Annotated in this window: 15 protein-coding genes and 1 pseudogene; 11 read left to right on the top strand and 5 right to left on the bottom strand. The window is 70.4% G+C overall.

What is annotated here, in order from left to right:
• Positions 1-94, bottom strand: a pseudogene (locus tag ABZ780_RS28155) (hypothetical protein); the annotation flags it as partial.
• Between the two features lie 57 nt (positions 95-151).
• Between ABZ780_RS28155 and mmsA the strand changes: the two are divergent.
• The 3 genes from mmsA (at position 152) to ABZ780_RS28140 (ending at position 4,214) form a co-directional block, all read left to right on the top strand.
• Positions 152-1,690 carry a multiple monosaccharide ABC transporter ATP-binding protein gene (gene mmsA / locus ABZ780_RS28150; protein WP_357005685.1) on the top strand — a complete coding sequence of 513 codons (1,539 nt, stop codon included), beginning with the start codon at positions 152-154 and terminating at the stop codon, positions 1,688-1,690.
• Positions 1,687-2,937 (top strand): multiple monosaccharide ABC transporter permease, encoded by a 1,251-nt coding sequence (gene mmsB, locus ABZ780_RS28145; RefSeq protein WP_357005690.1) that lies wholly within the window; start codon positions 1,687-1,689, stop codon positions 2,935-2,937. The genes mmsA and mmsB overlap by 4 nt, the downstream gene beginning before the upstream one ends.
• A gap of 164 nt (positions 2,938-3,101) precedes the next feature.
• On the top strand, positions 3,102-4,214 hold the full coding sequence (locus tag ABZ780_RS28140; RefSeq protein WP_357488022.1) for a DUF3103 family protein: 1,113 nt from the start codon (positions 3,102-3,104) through the stop codon (positions 4,212-4,214).
• Between the two features lie 58 nt (positions 4,215-4,272).
• On the opposite strand, the gene ABZ780_RS28135 is transcribed toward ABZ780_RS28140, so the two are convergent.
• A complete protein-coding gene (locus ABZ780_RS28135; RefSeq protein WP_357488021.1) occupies positions 4,273-5,652 on the bottom strand; it encodes a DNRLRE domain-containing protein in 1,380 nt (459 codons plus the stop codon).
• Between the two features lie 221 nt (positions 5,653-5,873).
• Here ABZ780_RS28135 and ABZ780_RS28130 point away from each other — a divergent pair, with 221 nt between their 5' ends.
• From ABZ780_RS28130 to ABZ780_RS28105, 6 genes are all read left to right on the top strand, one after another.
• Entirely contained in the window at positions 5,874-7,154 is a 1,281-nt protein-coding gene (locus tag ABZ780_RS28130) for an MFS transporter (RefSeq protein ID WP_357488020.1), read from the top strand.
• Positions 7,151-8,128, top strand: coding sequence for a hypothetical protein (locus ABZ780_RS28125; RefSeq protein WP_357488019.1), 978 nt, complete (start codon positions 7,151-7,153; stop codon positions 8,126-8,128). The genes ABZ780_RS28130 and ABZ780_RS28125 overlap by 4 nt, the downstream gene beginning before the upstream one ends.
• A 207-nt stretch (positions 8,129-8,335) precedes the next feature.
• Positions 8,336-9,505, top strand: a complete 1,170-nt coding sequence (locus tag ABZ780_RS28120) for a peptidoglycan DD-metalloendopeptidase family protein (RefSeq protein ID WP_357488018.1) — start codon at positions 8,336-8,338, stop codon at positions 9,503-9,505.
• Between the two features lie 64 nt (positions 9,506-9,569).
• Entirely contained in the window at positions 9,570-10,433 is an 864-nt protein-coding gene (locus ABZ780_RS28115) for an N-acetylmuramoyl-L-alanine amidase (protein ID WP_357488017.1), read from the top strand.
• 102 nt (positions 10,434-10,535) lie between these two features.
• Complete coding sequence (locus tag ABZ780_RS28110; protein ID WP_357488027.1) at positions 10,536-11,192, top strand: M23 family metallopeptidase; 657 nt, start codon at positions 10,536-10,538, stop codon at positions 11,190-11,192.
• A 95-nt stretch (positions 11,193-11,287) separates the two neighbouring features.
• Positions 11,288-11,518 carry a DUF2188 domain-containing protein gene (locus tag ABZ780_RS28105; RefSeq protein ID WP_357488016.1) on the top strand — a complete coding sequence of 77 codons (231 nt, stop codon included), beginning with the start codon at positions 11,288-11,290 and terminating at the stop codon, positions 11,516-11,518.
• A gap of 42 nt (positions 11,519-11,560) precedes the next feature.
• Here the strand turns inward: ABZ780_RS28105 and ABZ780_RS28100 are convergent, their stop codons facing one another.
• Together ABZ780_RS28100 and ABZ780_RS28095 are read right to left on the bottom strand one after the other, a co-directional pair.
• Positions 11,561-12,583: a DUF4331 family protein gene (locus tag ABZ780_RS28100; protein ID WP_357488015.1), complete on the bottom strand. Its 1,023-nt coding sequence runs from the start codon at positions 12,581-12,583 to the stop codon at positions 11,561-11,563.
• 96 nt (positions 12,584-12,679) lie between these two features.
• A complete protein-coding gene (locus tag ABZ780_RS28095) occupies positions 12,680-13,798 on the bottom strand; it encodes an ROK family transcriptional regulator (RefSeq protein ID WP_357488014.1) in 1,119 nt (372 codons plus the stop codon).
• Positions 13,799-13,889: 91 nt separating this feature from the next.
• Here ABZ780_RS28095 and ABZ780_RS28090 point away from each other — a divergent pair, with 91 nt between their 5' ends.
• On the top strand, positions 13,890-15,188 hold the full coding sequence (locus ABZ780_RS28090; protein WP_357488013.1) for a DUF1479 domain-containing protein: 1,299 nt from the start codon (positions 13,890-13,892) through the stop codon (positions 15,186-15,188).
• A 61-nt stretch (positions 15,189-15,249) separates the two neighbouring features.
• Here ABZ780_RS28090 and ABZ780_RS28085 read toward each other — a convergent pair whose 3' ends face one another.
• Entirely contained in the window at positions 15,250-16,509 is a 1,260-nt protein-coding gene (locus tag ABZ780_RS28085; RefSeq protein ID WP_357488012.1) for a family 16 glycosylhydrolase, read from the bottom strand.
• A gap of 298 nt (positions 16,510-16,807) precedes the next feature.
• On the opposite strand from ABZ780_RS28085, the gene ABZ780_RS28080 reads away from it, so the two are divergent.
• Positions 16,808-17,206, top strand: coding sequence for a hypothetical protein (locus ABZ780_RS28080; RefSeq protein WP_357488011.1), 399 nt, complete (start codon positions 16,808-16,810; stop codon positions 17,204-17,206).
• Positions 17,207-17,235: the final 29 nt, after the last annotated feature.

Below are 17,235 nucleotides of genomic sequence, written 5' to 3'. Positions count from 1 at the left end.
CCAGATGGCCCAGCCACCGCTCGTCGGCCGTCGGGAAGTCCTCCCGCCAGTGGCATCCCCGCGTCTCGGTGCGCGCGTACGCGGCGGCCACCACCCCGCCGAGCCCGACGTCGTGGCGGACCACGTCCGGACCTGACAGAGGACAGTGACCATGGACGACACCATCCTCGAGATGCGTCGCATCACGAAGACCTTCCCCGGCGTGACCGCTCTGGAGGACGTCACCCTCGCGGTGCGCCGGGGGGAGATCCACGCCATCTGTGGCGAGAACGGCGCCGGCAAATCCACCCTGATGAAGGTGCTGTCCGGCGTGCACCCATCCGGCTCGTACGACGGCGAGATCCTCTTCGACGGCAAGCCGATGCATTTCCGGGGCATCCGGGACAGCGAGGCCAACGGCATCGTCATCATCCACCAGGAACTCGCCCTGGTGCCGCACCTGTCGATCGCCGAGAACCTCTTCCTCGGCAACGAGCGTCGGGGTCGGAGCGGCCTCATCGACTGGAACCGGGCCAACGCCGAGGCCGCGGAGTTGCTGGCGTCCGTCGGGCTGCACGAGAACCCCGTCACCCCGGTCATCCAGCTCGGTGTGGGCAAGCAGCAGTTGGTGGAGATCGCCAAGGCGCTGTCGAAGAAGGTGCGCCTGCTCATCCTGGACGAGCCGACCGCCGCCCTCAACGACGTCGACTCGGCACACCTGCTCGGGCTGCTCCGGCAGCTCAAGGAGCGGGGGATCACCTGCATCATGATCTCCCACAAGCTCAACGAGATCACCACGATCGCCGACTCGACCACCGTCATCCGTGACGGGCGCGCCGTGGAGACCCTCGACATGGGCGCCGACGACGTGAACCAGCAACGCATCATCCGAGGCATGGTCGGGCGTGACCTGGACAGCTTCTACCCCGACCGCGAGTCGTCGCCCGGCGAGGAGGTGCTGCGGATCGAGGACTGGACCGTGCGGCACCCGACCCAGGAGCGGATGGTCGTCGAGGGCGTGGGCCTGTCCGTACGCGCCGGTGAGGTCGTCGGCATCGCGGGGCTCATGGGCGCCGGCCGGACCGAGTTGGCGATGAGCGTGTTCGGCCGGTCGTACGGCCGCGACATCAGCGGTCGGCTGTTCATGCACGGGCGGGAGGTCAACGCCCGTACCGTCGCCGAGGCCATCGACAACGGCATCGCGTACGTCACCGAGGACCGCAAGCGGTACGGCCTCAACCTCATCGACGACGTCCGCCGCAACGTCTCCGCCGCCGCCCTGTCTCGCCTGGCCCGACTGGGCTGGGTGAACGGCAACGAGGAGATCAAGGTCGCCGAGACGAGCCGGCGGGACATGAACATCAAGGCGCCCAGCGTCATGGCGGTGGTCGGCAAGCTCTCCGGCGGCAACCAGCAGAAGGTCGTGCTGTCGAAGTGGCTCTTCACCGACCCGGACGTGCTGATCCTCGACGAGCCGACGCGCGGGATCGACGTCGGAGCCAAGTTCGAGATCTACACGATCATCAACCGGCTGGTGGCCGACGGCAAGGCGGTGATCATCATCTCCTCCGAACTGCCGGAGCTGCTCGGGATGTGCGACCGCATCTACACCCTCGCCGCCGGCCGGATAACCGGTGACACGCCGGTGGGCGAGGCGACCCAGGAGAGCCTCATGGAGCTGATGACAAAGGACAAGGAGCTCGTCGGATGACCAGCATCAAGACCCCTTCGACGGAGCGCCCGACGCCCCCGGACACCGCGCCTGCCGCCGCCCTGCACACCGGGACGAGCGACCTGCGGGCTCTGCTGTTGAACAACCTGCGGCAGAGCGGGATCTACGTCGCCCTGGTCGTCATCGTCGCGCTCTTCGCGATCCTGACCGACGGGGTGTCGCTCAGCCCCGGGAACATCACCAACATCGTCCTTCAGTACTCGTACATCCTGGTCCTGGCGATCGGGATGGTCATCCTGATCATCGGCGGGCACATCGACCTGTCGGTGGGGTCGGTGGTCGCGCTGACCGGTGCGGTCTCCGCCGTCCTGGTCATCCAGCAGGGCTACCCGTGGTGGGTCGGTATCCTGGCCGCCCTCGCCGTCGGCGTCGCGGTCGGTGCCTGGCACGGCTTCTGGGTCGCGTACGTCGGCATCCCGGCGTTCATCGTGACCCTGGCCGGAATGCTGCTGTTCCGTGGCCTCACCCTGCGGGTGCTCGACAACATCTCGCTGTCGCCGTTCCCGGCCGAGTACCAGCGCGTCGCCGCGGGCTTCCTCAACGGACTTCTCGGCGGTGAGGGCTTCGACGCCTTCACGCTGCTCATCGGCGCCATCGCCGTCGCCGGGTACGCGGTGAGTGGCTTCCGCGCCCGTGTGGCGCGGATCCGCTACCAGCAGCCGGTCGAGTCGTTCCCGCTGTTCGTCGCCCGGGTCGTCGCCGTGGGCGCGGTCATCATGTACTTCGCCTGGCAGTTGGCGCACGCCCGCGGCCTGCCGATCGTGCTGATCATCCTGGCGGTCCTCGTGCTGGTCTACGGCCTGCTCACCCGGCGTACCGTCTTCGGTCGCCAGGTCTACGCGATCGGCGGCAACCTGTCGGCGGCGGCGTTGTCCGGGGTGAAGGTCCGTACGGTCAACTTCTGGATGTTCGTGAACATGGGCTTCCTGGCGGCGGTGGCCGGTGTCATCTACTCGTCGCGGTCCAACGGCGCGCAGCCGGCCGCCGGCAACATGTTCGAGCTGGACGCGATCGCCGCGGCGTTCATCGGGGGTGCGGCGGTCACCGGCGGGGTGGGCACCGTCGTGGGCGCGATGGTCGGCGGCCTGATCATGGCGGTGATGAGCAACGGCATGCAGTTGATGGGCGTCGACCAGTCGACGCAGTCGGTGGTCAAGGGGCTCGTCCTGCTCGTGGCGGTCGCCTTCGACGTCTACAACAAGCGCCGGGCCGGCGCGGCCCGCTGACGCCACGACGGCACGGATGTCCCCTGCGCACCTCCGGGTGGCAGGGGACACGCGTGTCGGCCCGGAATGCTTGTCATTGACCAACACCGATGAATGGGTGCGATCATCTGGGCACGCCCGCGTCGCCGGTCACGAGCTGGCGTCGCGACTGGAGAGGAGCCCTCATGCATCCCCGTTCGTTCCGGCTCAGCGCGTTGTCGCTCACGCTGGCGGCAACCACCCTGATCGCCTCGACCCCCGCCCACGCCCGTCCGGTCGACACGACCTCGGCCGAGGTCGCCTCGTCCGGCAGCGGCCCGGTCTTCTCGGCCACCGACCGGCTCGCCCGCGAGGTGGCTGGCGCGCTCGCCGATCCGGCCACCCGCGCCCGGGCGCTCGCGGCCGTGACCGCCGGACCGGTGGACCCGCTGGCGGCCCGGCTGGGCTCCCGGGTCGACCGCGCTGCCCGGGCCGCCAACGCGGCGGTGCTGACGGCGAAGGGACTGTCGGCTTCCACCGGCTCCGTGCTGCATCTCCGACTCGGGCACCCGGACATGGCGGTCGGGTCGACGCGTACCGCGCTTCCCCTCGTGGCGGCGGCCCCGACCGATGACGCGCTGACCAGCGTCACCGCGTACGACCCTGCCGGTAATCGGGTCCTGCTGGATCCGGTTCGGCTGCCCAGCCGCCCGGTGCTCGTGGTCGAGGTCGATGTGACCAGGGCGATGGAGCAGGGCCTGGCGCAGGTGCGGCAGGAGTTGACCGAGCGAGGACTGAGCGGCGTCCGGTCCGCCAGGACGACGCAGGCCGGCTACTGGGCCACCAAGGTCAACGCCATCCGGCTCAGCAACGACCAGGAGACCTGGATCAAGGGCAACGCGGAGATCTTCAACGTGGTGGCGGGGTTCGGGCACGACGGACAGCCGACGGTCAACGTGGTGGAGATGCCCTACCTGGACAACGACGGCACGGTCTACTACCCCAACCAACTGCTGGTCCACTTCAACACCTACAAGTACAACCTGGCCGACGTGGTGATGTGGGAGGACGACGGCGACACCAACTACCGGGACCTGGCCACGGCCCTGATCACCGCGTTGCTGGCGATCGTGGACTACGGCACCTACACCCCGCTGGTCACCGCGATCATCAACGCGATGCCGGCCAGTTGGTGGACCGACGACCCGGACTACGTCGACTCGTGGTACACGCTCAGCACCGGCAGTTCGGGCCGACTCAACGGCGCGGCCGCCAACGGCTGGATGGACGTCACCCCGTACTGGGTCCAACAGCTCTGAAACGGGAGTCGCCTCTCCCGGACCGTCCGGCCCGGGAGAGGCGACCCGCCGCGCGAGATCAGTGGCAGGCGCCGGTGCCGCTGTCGTTGTAGGTCTGCCCGGCGACCGGCACGAACTGCCAGTCGTAGGTGCCGGAGTGCAGGGTGAACTTCAGCACCCCGTACGCCGAACTGTTGCGTGCCTCGCTGTTGGGCTGGATCGTGCCAAAGCTGTAGTGGCTCGCACCGCCCATCCCGGCGACGAAGCTGCGCATGCCCCGGCTGGCGTCGTAACCACCGGACGGGTTCATCGGGCCGAACCGCTCGTACACGTGGTTGTGGCCCCACACCACGACGTCGGCGTTGTAGTCGTAGAGCGCCTGGTACAGCGGACGCGTCGACGTCGACGGCGCGTGGTTGGAGCTTGACGTGAACAGCGGGTGGTGCCAGTAGGCCAGCGTGCACGGCTTGCTGCTGGCGGCGAGGTCGGCGCGCAGCCACTGCTCCTGGGTGGAGCCGGCCGACATGCTGATGTTCGAGTTCAGCGACACGATGTGCCAGTTGCCGAGGTCGAACGAGTAGTAGCCGCGACCACTCGGGCCGGCCTGCGCGCCGAAGTAGCTGTAGTAGCCGGACGCGCCCGACGTGTTGTAGTCGTGGTTGCCCGGCGACGGGCGGGTACGCGCCTTGTGCCGACCCCAGGTGGGCTCGTAGTAGCTGTTGAACTCCGCCGCGGTGCCGTTGTCGTAGACGTTGTCGCCGGTGGTGAAGACCGTGCCCGGGACGCTGTCCAGCAGCGTGGCGGTGGCGCTGTCGCCGGAGCCGGAGTTGGCGATGTCGCCGACACCGACGAACACCGGGTCGCCGGAGGGCGGCGGCGTCGTGGTTCCGGTGGTCACCACCAGTTGGGGAGCGTCGGCTCCGCTCTCGCGCGTGTCGTAGTAGGCGCCGTCACCGCTGGTCGAGGTCGCGCCGAAGCTGTACGTGCCGTTGCCGGTGACCGCGGAGGTGACGTCGACCTCGTACCAGGTGTTGCCGCTGACCGCGCCGAGCGACCCGAACGTGGCGCCGTCGATGGCCGGCTGGTTGCTCCAGGTGGTGCCGGTCTCCGACCACGTGGTGTTGGACATCCGGCGGAACGTGCCACCGGCGTCGCTGCCGCTGTTGCCGCTGATCGTGCGCAGCCGCAACTTCGCGCCGGTCACCGTGCCGCTGACACCGCTCACCGTGAAGCGCAGGAACATCCGACGCGCGGGTGAGTTGTCGACCACGACCTGCGTGGACGTGCCGTAGTTGGTGGACGCGGTGTCGCTCTGGACGTACGTGTCGGCCACGGGCGTGAACGTCACGCTCGCCGCCGACGCGGCACCCGAGCCGGTCAGGACGACGGTGGCGGTGGCGACGACGAGCATCGCGGCCGTCCCCAGCGTCACCGATGGTCGGGGAAAACGAATGTCCATGCAGGACTCCTTCTCTGCGGGTGGAGAGCGCAAGGAATATAGGAAGGTCAATGAGCCGGCGGGCGACGGGCGAATGAACAGCGCGTCCCGCGAGGCAAACACCTCGATGTTCGGTGCGCGTTCACCCGCGCCACGGCTGACGGCCACACCCGGTCCGTTGTGGCCGCCCCGGTTCGCCGCCACGATGGCTGACCGTCAGTCGCCGAACCGAGGAGATGCTCGTGTATCTGTCGACCGTCTCCCGTCCGGTCACCGACCCGCCCGGGTCCGGTCCGCGACGACGCCGGCTCGCCCTGGTCAGCGGCAACGTCGTCGCGCTCGGCACGGTCAGCCTCATCACCGACGTCTCCGCCGAGATGGTGGCCGCCGTCCTGCCGCTCTACCTGGTGCTGGGCCTCCAGCTCAGCCCGCTGGCCTTCGGGGTGCTCGACGGCGTCCACACCGGTGCCACCGCGTTGCTGCGGGTCGTCGGTGGTTTCACCGCCGACCGGTTCCGACGGCGCAAGCTGATCGCCGGTGTCGGCTACACGCTCTCGGCGGTCGCGAAGCTCGGCCTGCTGCTCGCCGGCCGGTCGATACCGGCGATCGGCGCCGTCATCGCCGTCGACCGGCTCGGCAAGGGTGTGCGCAGCGCGCCGCGCGATGCGCTGATCACGCTCTCCACGCCACCCGAGGCGCTGGGTCGCGCGTTCGGCGTGCACCGGGCGATGGACAGCGTCGGCGCGTTCCTCGGGCCGCTCGTCGCGTTCGCGGTCCTGCTGGTCGTCGGGCAGTCCTACGACGCGGTCTTCGTCACCAGCTTCTGCATCGCCGCTCTCGCCGTGGTCGTGCTCGTGCTCTTCGTTCGCGAGCGTCCGACCGGCGAGCCGGTGGACGGCCCGAACGACTCGACGGTCTCCGTCCGCGAGGCGGCCGGTCTGCTCCGCGGCGGGCCGGCCCGTCGGCTGGTGCTGGCTGCGGCGATGCTCGGGCTGGCGACCATCGGCGACGGCTTTGTCTACCTGCTGCTGCAACGCCGTGAGGATCTCGGCCTGCGCTGGTTTCCGCTGCTCGCGGTGGGGACCAGCCTGGCCTACCTGGTGCTCGCCGCCCCGCTCGGCGTGCTCGCCGACCGGATCGGCCGGCTGCCGGTGGTGGTCGGCGGCTACACCGCCCTCGGTGCCACGTACCTGCTGCTGGCCGGCCCGATCGACGGCTGGCCGCTGATCGCCCTGACCCTGGCGCTGTACGGCGTGTTCTACGCGGCCACCGACGGCGTGCTCATCGCGCTGGCGGGCCCGGTGCTGCCCGCGCGGCTGCGGACCACCGGCATCGCGCTGGTCCAGACCGGGCAGGCCCTGGCGTACCTCGTCTCCTCGGTCCTGTTCGGTCTCGCGTGGCAGGCGTGGGGGCCGGAGACCGCGATCCGCGCGGCGGCCGTCGCCGTCGCCGTCGTCCTGGTCGGCACGCTGCTCCTGCTGGCCGCTCCGATCCGTCTCACCACCCGGAAGGTGCCCCGATGATGTCGACCCGAGCCAAGCTTGGCGTGGTGGCCGCCTCGGCCGTGCTGCTGGGTAGCGTGGCGGCCGGCTACGCCGCCACGGCCGCGGAGACCGCCCCGACGCCGTCGCCCGCCACCGGCGACCGGGCGGTCACGCTGGCACCCGGCCCGCGACTGCTGGCGATCACGGACCGGCACGTCTCCACCGTCGCCACGGCCGACCCCGACGGGCCGCGTGACGTCTCCGACCTGGAATGCCTCCGGGTGTACGCCGCGGCCGGCACCGGCGTGTGCCTGAAGCCGGAGACCGCGTGGTCGTACCAGGTCGTCGTGCTCGACGTCACGCTGCGCCAGACGCGGGCGGTCAGCGTGCCCGGCCTGCCCAACCGGGCGCGGGTCTCGGCCTCCGGCCGGATGGTCTCCTGGACGACGTTCGTCGGGGGCGACTCCTACACCGCCAGCGGTTTCTCCACCCGCACCGGGATCCTCGACACGATCACCGGTGCCACGGTGGCCTCGCTCGAGGAGTTCGCGATCACCCGCGACGGTCGGCGCTACCGCAACGCGGACATCAACTACTGGGGTGTCACCTTCACCGCCGACGACAACCGCTTCTACGCGACCATGTCGACCGGGGGTAGGCGGTACCTCGTCCGGGGCGACGTCGCCGCCCGTACCGTCGAGACTCTGCGGGAGAACGTCGAGTGCCCGTCGCTGTCACCGGACGGCACCCGGATCGCGTTCAAGGAGGCGATCGACGCCGACCCGGCGAAGGGCTGGCGCCTGTCGGTCCTCGACCTGGCGACCATGCGGGTCACCGCGACGGCCGAGACCACCAGCGTCGACGACCAGGCGGCCTGGCTGGACGGCGGGACACTGGCCTACACGCTGCGCCGGGACGACGGTCAGCCCGACGTCTGGAGCGTGCCGGCGGACGGATCCGGTGCGCCGAGGCTGACGATCCCCGGCGCCGAGTCGCCGTCACCGCTCACCTGACGGCGGATGTGCGAAATCCCGGGACGAAGAAAACCTTCGATGAGTACGTTGACTTCGACGGATTGCTACACAACAATCAGCGTCAATATTCATCACTCTCGTTGTTTGTGCGGCAACGCCCTGCTCAGCCTCGCCGGTACCCCCACCCGCCAGCGGCCGCAGGCTCCCCATCGCCCCGGCCTCAACCGCATCGAAAGTGAGGTCACGATGAGAGTCGATCGACGGTGGGCCGGCGGCGCAGCCGCAGCCCTGCTCACGGTGACGAGCCTGCTCTGGGCGGCGCCCAGCGTCGCCGCGCCGACCGCCACCGCCCCCACGCTCACCGACGCGGTGACCGCCAAACTCCTCGGCACCGCCAGGACGGCCGCCGCCGGCGCGCAACCGGACACCCGGATCACCGTCAGCCGCAGCAGCGGCCGGTGGGCCTTCGGCACCGCCGTCGCCGTCGCACCCCGACAGGAGGACGCCCACCCGACCGGGTCGGTCTTCATCGCCCGCGCCGACCACGCCGGATGGCGGATCGCCTTTGACGGCGAAGCTGCCTTCGCCGAACTGGCCGCCGAGTCACCCCTGGTGAGCGGCGCGGAGAGAAGCGTACTCACCACCACACCGACCCCGATGTACGCGGGCGGGGACTACCGCACCGGAATGGCCCTGCCGTTCGGTGTGGGCCAGACGTGGACGCTCACCAGCGGCCCGCACGGCTGGGGCGGCACCGAGTCGCCGTACAGCTCGATCGACCTGGCCGGCGGCGACCAGGTGGTCCGCGCGACCCGGGCCGGCGCGGCGTACACGATGTGTCGGGGATGGATCCGGGTCATCCACGACCGGGGCTACTCGACCGACTACTACCACCTGTGGAACAGCATCTCGGTCAACGGCGCCAGCGTCGGCCAGGGGGCCGTTCTGGGCAACACCGGCACCGATGTCACCTGCGGTGGGGCCGCCTACGGCCGGCACGTCCACTTCGGGCTCCGCCAGAACAGCGCGTACGTGCCGATCGCCGGACACGACATCGGCAAATGGGTGCTGGCCAACGGCTCCGCCGCCTACCAGGGCGGGGCGCGGCACGGATCGGCCTTCGCCGGTGTCGGCGGCGGCCTCTACAACTACGGCGCGCTCGGCTTCAACCAGGGCGTGGTCGACGCGAACGGCGGTGGAGTGCTCACCCGCCGCGCCGGCCCGGGGACCGGCTACGGCTCGCTCGGCTCGGTGGCCGACGGCGCCACGGTCACCATCTCCTGCTCCGCCAACGGCACCTCCCACACCGGGCGGTACGGCACCACGGCGCTCTGGAACCGGTTGAGCGACGGCAGTTGGGTGTCCGACGCCTACCTGTCGACGGGTGTGAACGGTCCGGTCAACGGCTGGTGCTGACGAGTTCGACCGCCGAGGTTGGCGGCCCACCGGCCGCCAACCTCAGACACCGCGAGGAGTGCCCATGCCCGTTCGACCCTCCTACCGACGTCGCCTCCTGCTCGCCCTGACCACCGCCCTGACCGGAGTCGTCGCGGTCGCGGCACCGGCCGGCGCCGACCCCGCAGGGGTCGGCACCCTCAGCACCGACTACGGGCCGGCCGCGTGGGCGCCGGCCAGCACCAGCAACTACACCGTGGCCAGCCGACCGGCCAGCCACCCGGTGACCCGCGTCGTCATCCACACGGCGCAGGGCTCGTATGCCGGCACCGTCGGCTGGTTCCAGAACCCGGCAGCGCAGGCCAGCGCGCACTACACCTTCCGGTCCTCCGACGGGGCGGTCACCCAGTCGGTGCGGGAGAAGGACATCGCCTGGCACGCCGGCAACTGGACCTACAACACCCAGTCGATCGGCATCGAGCACGAGGGGTACGTCGACAACGCCGCCTGGCTCACCGATGCGATGTACCGCGCGTCCGCCGCGCTCACCCGCAGCCTCGCCACCAGGTACGGCATCCCGAAGAATCGGGCGCACATCATCGGGCACAACGAGGTGCCCGGCGCCACCCACACCGACCCGGGCCCGAACTGGAACTGGACCTACTACCTGCAACTGGTGAACGGGATCACCGGCATCGGCTCCGGCACGGTGAGCACCAGCGCGAGCACCCTCAACGTGCGCTCCGGCCCCGGCGCCAGTTATCCGGTCGTCGGCTCGGTCGCCGACGGCACCACCGTCGCCGTCTACTGCCAGGCCGTCGGCAGCACCGTCACCGGCCCGTACGGCACGACCTCCGTCTGGAACCGGATCGGCACCAACCGCTACGTCTCCGACGCGTACGTGCTGACCGGGTACGACGGATACATCCCGAACGTGCCGCGCTGCTGACGGCCCGGCCCGACGCCAGCTCACCGCCTTCCGGAGCGGTGAGCTGGCCCCGGGTCCCCGGGGATGCGGTCACCCGGACCACACGCGTTGCCGGCGTCTGGAATGCTCGGGCCGGTGACGACCGGCCGCCCCACCCGAGCCCGCTCCCACCGCCGCCCCCGCAGCCGGATCATCGGCCTCCTCGTCGCGCTCGTCGCGCTGGCTGTCGTCGTCGGCGTGGCCCTGGTCGTCGTGCCGCTGCTGCGCCCACCCGGCCCACGCCCGCTCTTCCAGATGCCTGTCGCCTGCGGCGAGACGTGGCAGCTCAGCACCTATCCCGGCCATGACGACTACGACGTCGACCTGTTCCCGACCGAGGGTGAGACGTGGGGGAGGCCGGTGCTCGCGTCGTACGCCGGCACCGTCACCGTGGCGGGCGTCAACGGGTCGGTGGGCGGACGCAACCCGGAGAACCCGGAGGGCCCGCGCGGTCGCGGCGGCGGTTACTGGGTGAAGATCGACCACGGCGGCAAGTGGGAGACGCAGTACCTGCACCTGCTCGAACCACCGTCGGTCCGGGTCGGTCAGCGGGTCGCCCAGGGCGAGCAGATCGGTCGGCTCGGCAGCACCGGCAACTCCGGTGCCCCGCACCTGCACTACGAGCAGCGTCGCGGCTGGGAGAAGGTCGAGACCCACTTCGACGGCGAGCCGTCGGGCATCACCACCGACGAACGCGAGCAGATCCTCAAGCGGGCGAGCAACAACTGCCCGCCCGCGTGACGCGACAGTCTGCTGAGGATGACCCCTCACGTTTGCCCGGCGCGGCTCGGGGCACTGTGTCCGGCAGACAGTTCAGACGTGGAGAGGAGCCGATCGTGGCCAAGGGTGACGTCGACACGTACCACGAGGACGGGCAGTGGAAGAACCGCCCGGAGGGCAACGAGCGAGCCAGCAGTACGCACGAGGACAAGGCCGAGGCGCAGGCACAGGGTCGCGAGATGGCGGCCGACCGTGGCGTCGAGCACGTGATCAAGAAGCAGGACGGCACGATCGGGGAGAAGAACACCTACCCGCGCAGTCGCGACCCGCGGGAGATCCCGGGCTGACCGGGCCCCGCCTCCCGCGACAGACCTCCTCGGCGGGGCCGATCAGGCCGGCACCACGTACGGGAACGTGTCGGCCCGCGCGCCTAAGGTCACGTCCGAGGTGAGGCCGGAGGTCGTGGCGGTGTTCAGCACCAGGGAGAACATCACCTCGGGCGCGTTGTCGGCCATGGCGCGGCCGTTGCGGGCGGCGAAGCCGTAGTTGGCCGTCGTCCCGACCTTGTACGACAGCAGGTCGGGGTAGAGCTGCCGGGCCACGCTCCAGCCGTACGACTGTGGATTCGGCGCGGTGCCGTTCGCCGCCACGACCCCCGCCACCGCCGACGCGATCTCCTCGCCGTCCTCCTGGAGATCGTGACCGGGATGCCGCGCGTTGGCCGGGTCGGAGAAGTCGGTGTCGGTGGGCCAGAAGATCGGCCACATCATCGGGTGGCCGGCGCGGTTGATCTGACGCCACCCGCCCGCGTCGGTGGCCAGCAGCGTGCGGCACCAGACGCCGATATCGGTGCCGTCGCGCAGCAGCGGCTCGTCCTGGGACACCTCAAGAACGATCGACTCGACGGTGGTGCCGGCGAAGCTGTTCGTGGCCTTGTCGGCCCGCCACGCCGAACGGTCCAGCTTCGCGCGGTTCTTGAACGCGGCGTTGACGGTCGCGAGCTGGCCGAGGTCGATGTAGAACGGGTCGGTGATCCGTCCGGTCCAGACCCGGACGTTGCCTCCGCCGCACACCTCGCCGGTGCGGCCCTGGGCGACGGGAGTGCCCATCGCGCTGTCGTCGCGGGCATCGGACCCGGTCAGCTCGTACACCTGGAGGGTCTGCCTGCTGTCGCCGTCCAGCTCACCGAAGGCGAACCGGTAGGCCAGCTCCTCGGTCTCCGCGCTGTTGAAGTGAATCTTGAACTCGTAGCGCGCCTCGGCGTGGAAGCCGCATTTGATGTCGGCCTTCGTCACCGAGCTGTTGACGTCCATGACGAAGACCGTGGCGCGGTCGCCGTTGAAGACGTACAGGTCGTCGATGTAGAGCTGGCCGCCCTGGGCGGCGAGGGGGGTGTCGAGGTGGTGCGACATGGACTCACTCCTGGCGACGCCGAATCGGGATAATCCGAACATAACCGCGATTCGTCGCTTACTCCCGGCATCGGCGGAAAGCCGTCCTCGTCGGTGTCAGGTCGTCCGCTGGGCGATGACGGCCGCGCGGAGACGGTCGAGGGCTTCCGCGCGGGCGCCGGTCAGCGACGGTTCGTCCGTGAGCCGCGCCGGGCGTACCTCGACGTGCCGGGGCATCCGGTCGAAGGCCGTGGTGATGGCGTCGAGGATCACCGGATGGGTGCCCCAGGAGCCGCCGATCAGCACCAGTCGGGGATCGGCGAGCGCGACGATGGCGGCCAGCACACCGCTCACGGCGTGCCCCAACGCGGCGGTGCCGGCCGCCGGGAGGCGGTGGACCCGCTCGACGTCGATGGCCGTCGTGCCGGCGTGGCGGAGGTCCAGGTCGGCGAACACGTCGATGAGCCGGGTTGCCTGGCCGTTCGGGCCGGTGGTCAGCAGGTGCGCGATCTCGCCGGCGACGCCGGTGTGGCCCCGGCGGACCGCGCCGTCGCTGACGACCGCGCACCCCAGCCCCTCGCCGAGGAAGACGTAGGCGAAGTCGCGCAGGCCGGCCGGGTCGAGGTCGCGTTCGGCCTGCGCCGCCCAGTTGACGTCGTTGTCGACGATGACCGGGCCGGCGACGTGTGGCGTCAGCTCGGCGACCGGGTCGAGGTCGCCGAGCAGGAACGGCGCGTCGGGTAGCCGGACGAGCCGGCCGGTGTCGCGTCGCACCGGGTCGGCGGCGCTGACGACCGCCAGCCGGGTGGTTCCCCCGCCGCCCTCCTGGACCTGTGTCGTGGCGGAGCGCAGTGCGGCGGCCACCCGCTCGGCGCGAGCCGGCCGGCTGATGTCGTGCCGGGTCCGTCCGACGACGTCGCCGTGGGCGTCGACCCGCTCGACCACCACCCCGTCGGGGGCGATGCTGATGGACAGGGCGGTGCCGGCGGTGTCGGCGAGGGCGTAGTACGAGCCGACGCGGCCCATGCCCCGCCCGCCGGGGGTCCGTTCCCCGGTGTCGACGACCAGCCCGGCCTCGGTCAGCCGGCGCACGCTCTCACCGACCGTGGGCTTGGAGAGGCCGCTGCGGGCCGCCAGGTCGGCGCGGGTCAGCCGCCGTTCCCGCATCAGCTCGCGCAGCACGTGCTCGTCGGTCAGCGAGCGGAGCAACTCCAGTGAGGGCTTGACGGTGGTCACGTCACGATTCTAGGCAGGAGTCTTGCCTAGAAGGGGTGGGCGCGCCTAGTGTCTTTTCCAAGAAGGAGCCCTTACTAGAAGGAGTCGCGCCATGAACGCCCAGCCCGACCTGGCCGTCGCCCCGCTCCCGTCCCTGCCGCACTGGGAGTCGACCCCGGACGACCTCCCGTCCGCCATCCGCGAGATCAAGGCGGCGCTACGGGCCCGGATCGAGGCCTCCGGCCGGACGGTCGAGGAGGTGTTCGCGGTCGTCGAGCGGCGCGTCCGGGCGCGGGTCGAGGAGATCGCCGCCGCCCGGGACCGCGGCGAGACGATCTGGCCGGTCATCGAGTACGCGGACATCGCCGCCGGCACCGTGCCGGCGGAGGAGGTGGCGAAGCTCCGTCAGCGAGGTTGCCTCGTCGTACGCGGACACTTCGACCGCCAGCAGGCCCTGGACTGGGACCGCGACATCGTCGACTACGTGGACTCGAACAGGTTCTTCGAGGAATACCGAGGCCCCGGCGACGACTTCTTCGGCAGCGTGGGGTCGAAGCCCGAGATCTACCCGATCTACTGGTCGGCCGCCCAGATGCAGGCTCGGCAGAGCGACCGGATGGCCCGGGTGCAGGCGTTCCTCAACAGTCAGTGGAAGCACGAGTCCGACGGTGTGCGCTGGTTCGACCCCGACCGTGACTCGCTCTACCCGGACCGGATCCGCCGCCGGCCGCCGGGCGCCGAGTCCAACGGGCTGGGCACCCACCTCGACCCCGGCACCCTGGACCTGTGGATGACCGAGGCGTACCAGAGGGCCTTCCGGCACCTCTTCGACGGAACGGTCGAGCGGTACGACCCCTGGGACGCCGCCCACCGCACCGCCGGCCCGCAGTACCCCGGCAGCACCATGTGCTCGGCCTTCCGCACGTTCCAGGGCTGGACCGCCCTGTCCGACATGGACCACGACCAGGGGGTGCTGCACACCGTCCCGATTCCGGAGGCGATGGCCTACCTGATGCTCCGGCCGCTGCTGGCCGACGTGCCCGCGGACGAGATGTGCGGCGTCACGGTCAACCAGGTCTTCCCGGTCAGCGAGCGGTGGCACCCGCTGCTGGTGGAGGCCCTCAGCGGCATTCCCGACGTTCGGGCGGGCGACTCCGTCTGGTGGCACTGCGACATGATCCACAGCGTCGCACCGGTGCGGGACCAGCAGGGGTGGGGCAACGTCATGTACATCCCCGCGGCGCCGTGGTGCCCGCGCAACGAGCGGTACTCGGCGGCCGTCCGCGAGGCCTTCCGGACCGGGTCCAGCCCGACCGACTTCCCGGCCGAGCACTACGAGCGCAGTTGGTCCAACCGATTCCAGGCCGACGACCTGAACTCCACCGGTCGGCGCGGCCTGGGTCTGGACTGACTGTCGGCAGCGGGCCGCCCGACAACGGTGTCGGGCGGCCCGCAGGCCGTCGGTGCCGTGCTCAGATGCGGGACCACTTCTGGTTGGACGCGCCGATGCAGTCCCACAGGTGCAGCTTGCCGCCGTTGTTGGGGTTGGCCTCCCGGACGTCCACGCAGCGGTTGGCGCTGATGTTGACCAGGTCGCCCGCGCCGTTGAGGGTGAAGCGCTGGGCGGGATTGCCGTTGCAGGTGACCAGGTTGACCTCGGTGCCGTTGGCGGTGCCGGCCCAGGCGGGGTCCATGCACTTGCCCATCGCGCGGATGGTCCCGTCCGAGGCGAAGGTCCAGGCCTGCGCGGCGGTGGTGTTGCAGTCCCAGATCTGCAGCTTGGCGCCGTCGACCGGGTTGGCGCTGGGGATGTCGATGCAGCGGCCGCTCTGTGCGCCGCGGATCCGGCTGGTGCCGGGAGTCGGGTTGCCGCCACCGTCGGAGGTGTAGCTGGACACCCGGACGTAGTCGACGAGCATCTGCTGCGGGAACTGCGTGGAGCCGTCCGGGTAGCCGGGCCAGTTACCGCCGACCGCCACGTTGAGGATCATGAAGAACGGGTGGTCGAACACCCAGCGGTTGCCGCCGAGGCGAGCGGGGTCGACCCGGTGGTACTGCACGCCGTCGAGATACCAGGTGATCACGTTCGGCTCCCAGTCCACCCGGTAGGTGTGGAAGCCGTCGGCGAGCGGGCTGCCGACCGTGCGGCTGCCGGTGATGCCGCCGCCACCGGAGTAACCGGGGCCGTGCACTGTGCCGTAGACGGTGTTGGGCTCCCGGCCGATGTTCTCCATGATGTCGATCTCGCCGGCGTCGGGCCACCCGCCGCCGGTGCCGAGCATCCAGAACGCCGGCCAGATGCCCTGGCCGCGCGGAATCTTGATGCGAGCCTCGAACCGGCCGTACGTCTGCGTGAAGGTGGCCGCGCTCAGCAGCCGCGCCGAGGTGTACTCGCAGCGCCCGTAGTGGCACTGGTAGTTGGCCGGGTTGTCCCGGCGGGCGGTGATGACCAGGTTGCCCTGACCATCGTGGACGGCGTTGCTGGTGCTGTTGGTGTAGTACTGCCGCTCGTTGTTGCCCCAGCCGCCGCCGCCGATGTCGAAGCGCCACTTGTTCTGGTCGACGGGCGTGCCGACCGAGGCGTTGAACTCGTCCTGCCAGGTGATCGGGCCGATGGCGGCCTCGGCTTTGTCGTTGTGCCCGGGTAGGACGAGGGCGGCGGCGGTGGCGATGAGCGCGACCGCCGCGAGGACGAGGGGTCGCAGGCGGGTGGTGGGACGGGCTGTGAACACGGGAGGCTCCTCAGCGGGAGGGGGGTGGCGGAGGCTTCGCGCCGGATCATGCGGAGAGCGCTCTCTTTTTTGAAGAGTGTCGATATGGCGGCTTTCTGTCAAGAGTGTTTCCAATTCGAGGATGTGGTGAACACCGGTGGTTACAAGGCGCGAAACGCGCCTTACTCCGATAGAGGGCGAATCGACTCTTCCTATTGCCGTGGGCCGTCCATGGGGGACAGGATGACGAAGGCTCGCTCGAAACCTCCCCGTAACGTGCGAGCTGCTGGTCTCTGTCACAAGGAAGTGGGAGTCAGTCATGAGCGACGCGTCGACGGCGCTGGGTGTGCGCCTCTACCCGGATCTGGTCGAGCGGGGTGGCCTGGCCCCCGCGCTCATCGAGACCGCCACCCGGCACCAACTCGACCTCGGCCGGGTGACCGCCCCCGAGCAGGGCCGTGCCCGGTTCACCTGCGCCGAGGTGCACTCCGACCAGGGCGTTGTCTGCGTCGGGCTCGGCTCCCAGGCCCGATACTTCATGGTCGACCTTCGGGTCGATGGTGAGGTCCAGGCCCGGGGCGACGCCATGGATCTGCTCCAGGTGGCCCAGATGGCCGCCGCCTGGCGCGCCGGGATGACGCTCGCCGAGCTCACCACCCGGTTCGCGTTCATGGAGGAGATGAAGCACCGCACCGCGCCGGTCGTCCAGGTCGGCTAGCCGGACCAGGCCCCTGCCGTCCGGGCCGC

Origin of the sequence: Micromonospora sp. NPDC047467, assembly GCF_040643095.1 — a bacterium.
Lineage (GTDB): Bacteria > Actinomycetota > Actinomycetes > Mycobacteriales > Micromonosporaceae > Micromonospora.
This window is presented reverse-complemented; position numbering and strand designations above follow the sequence as displayed.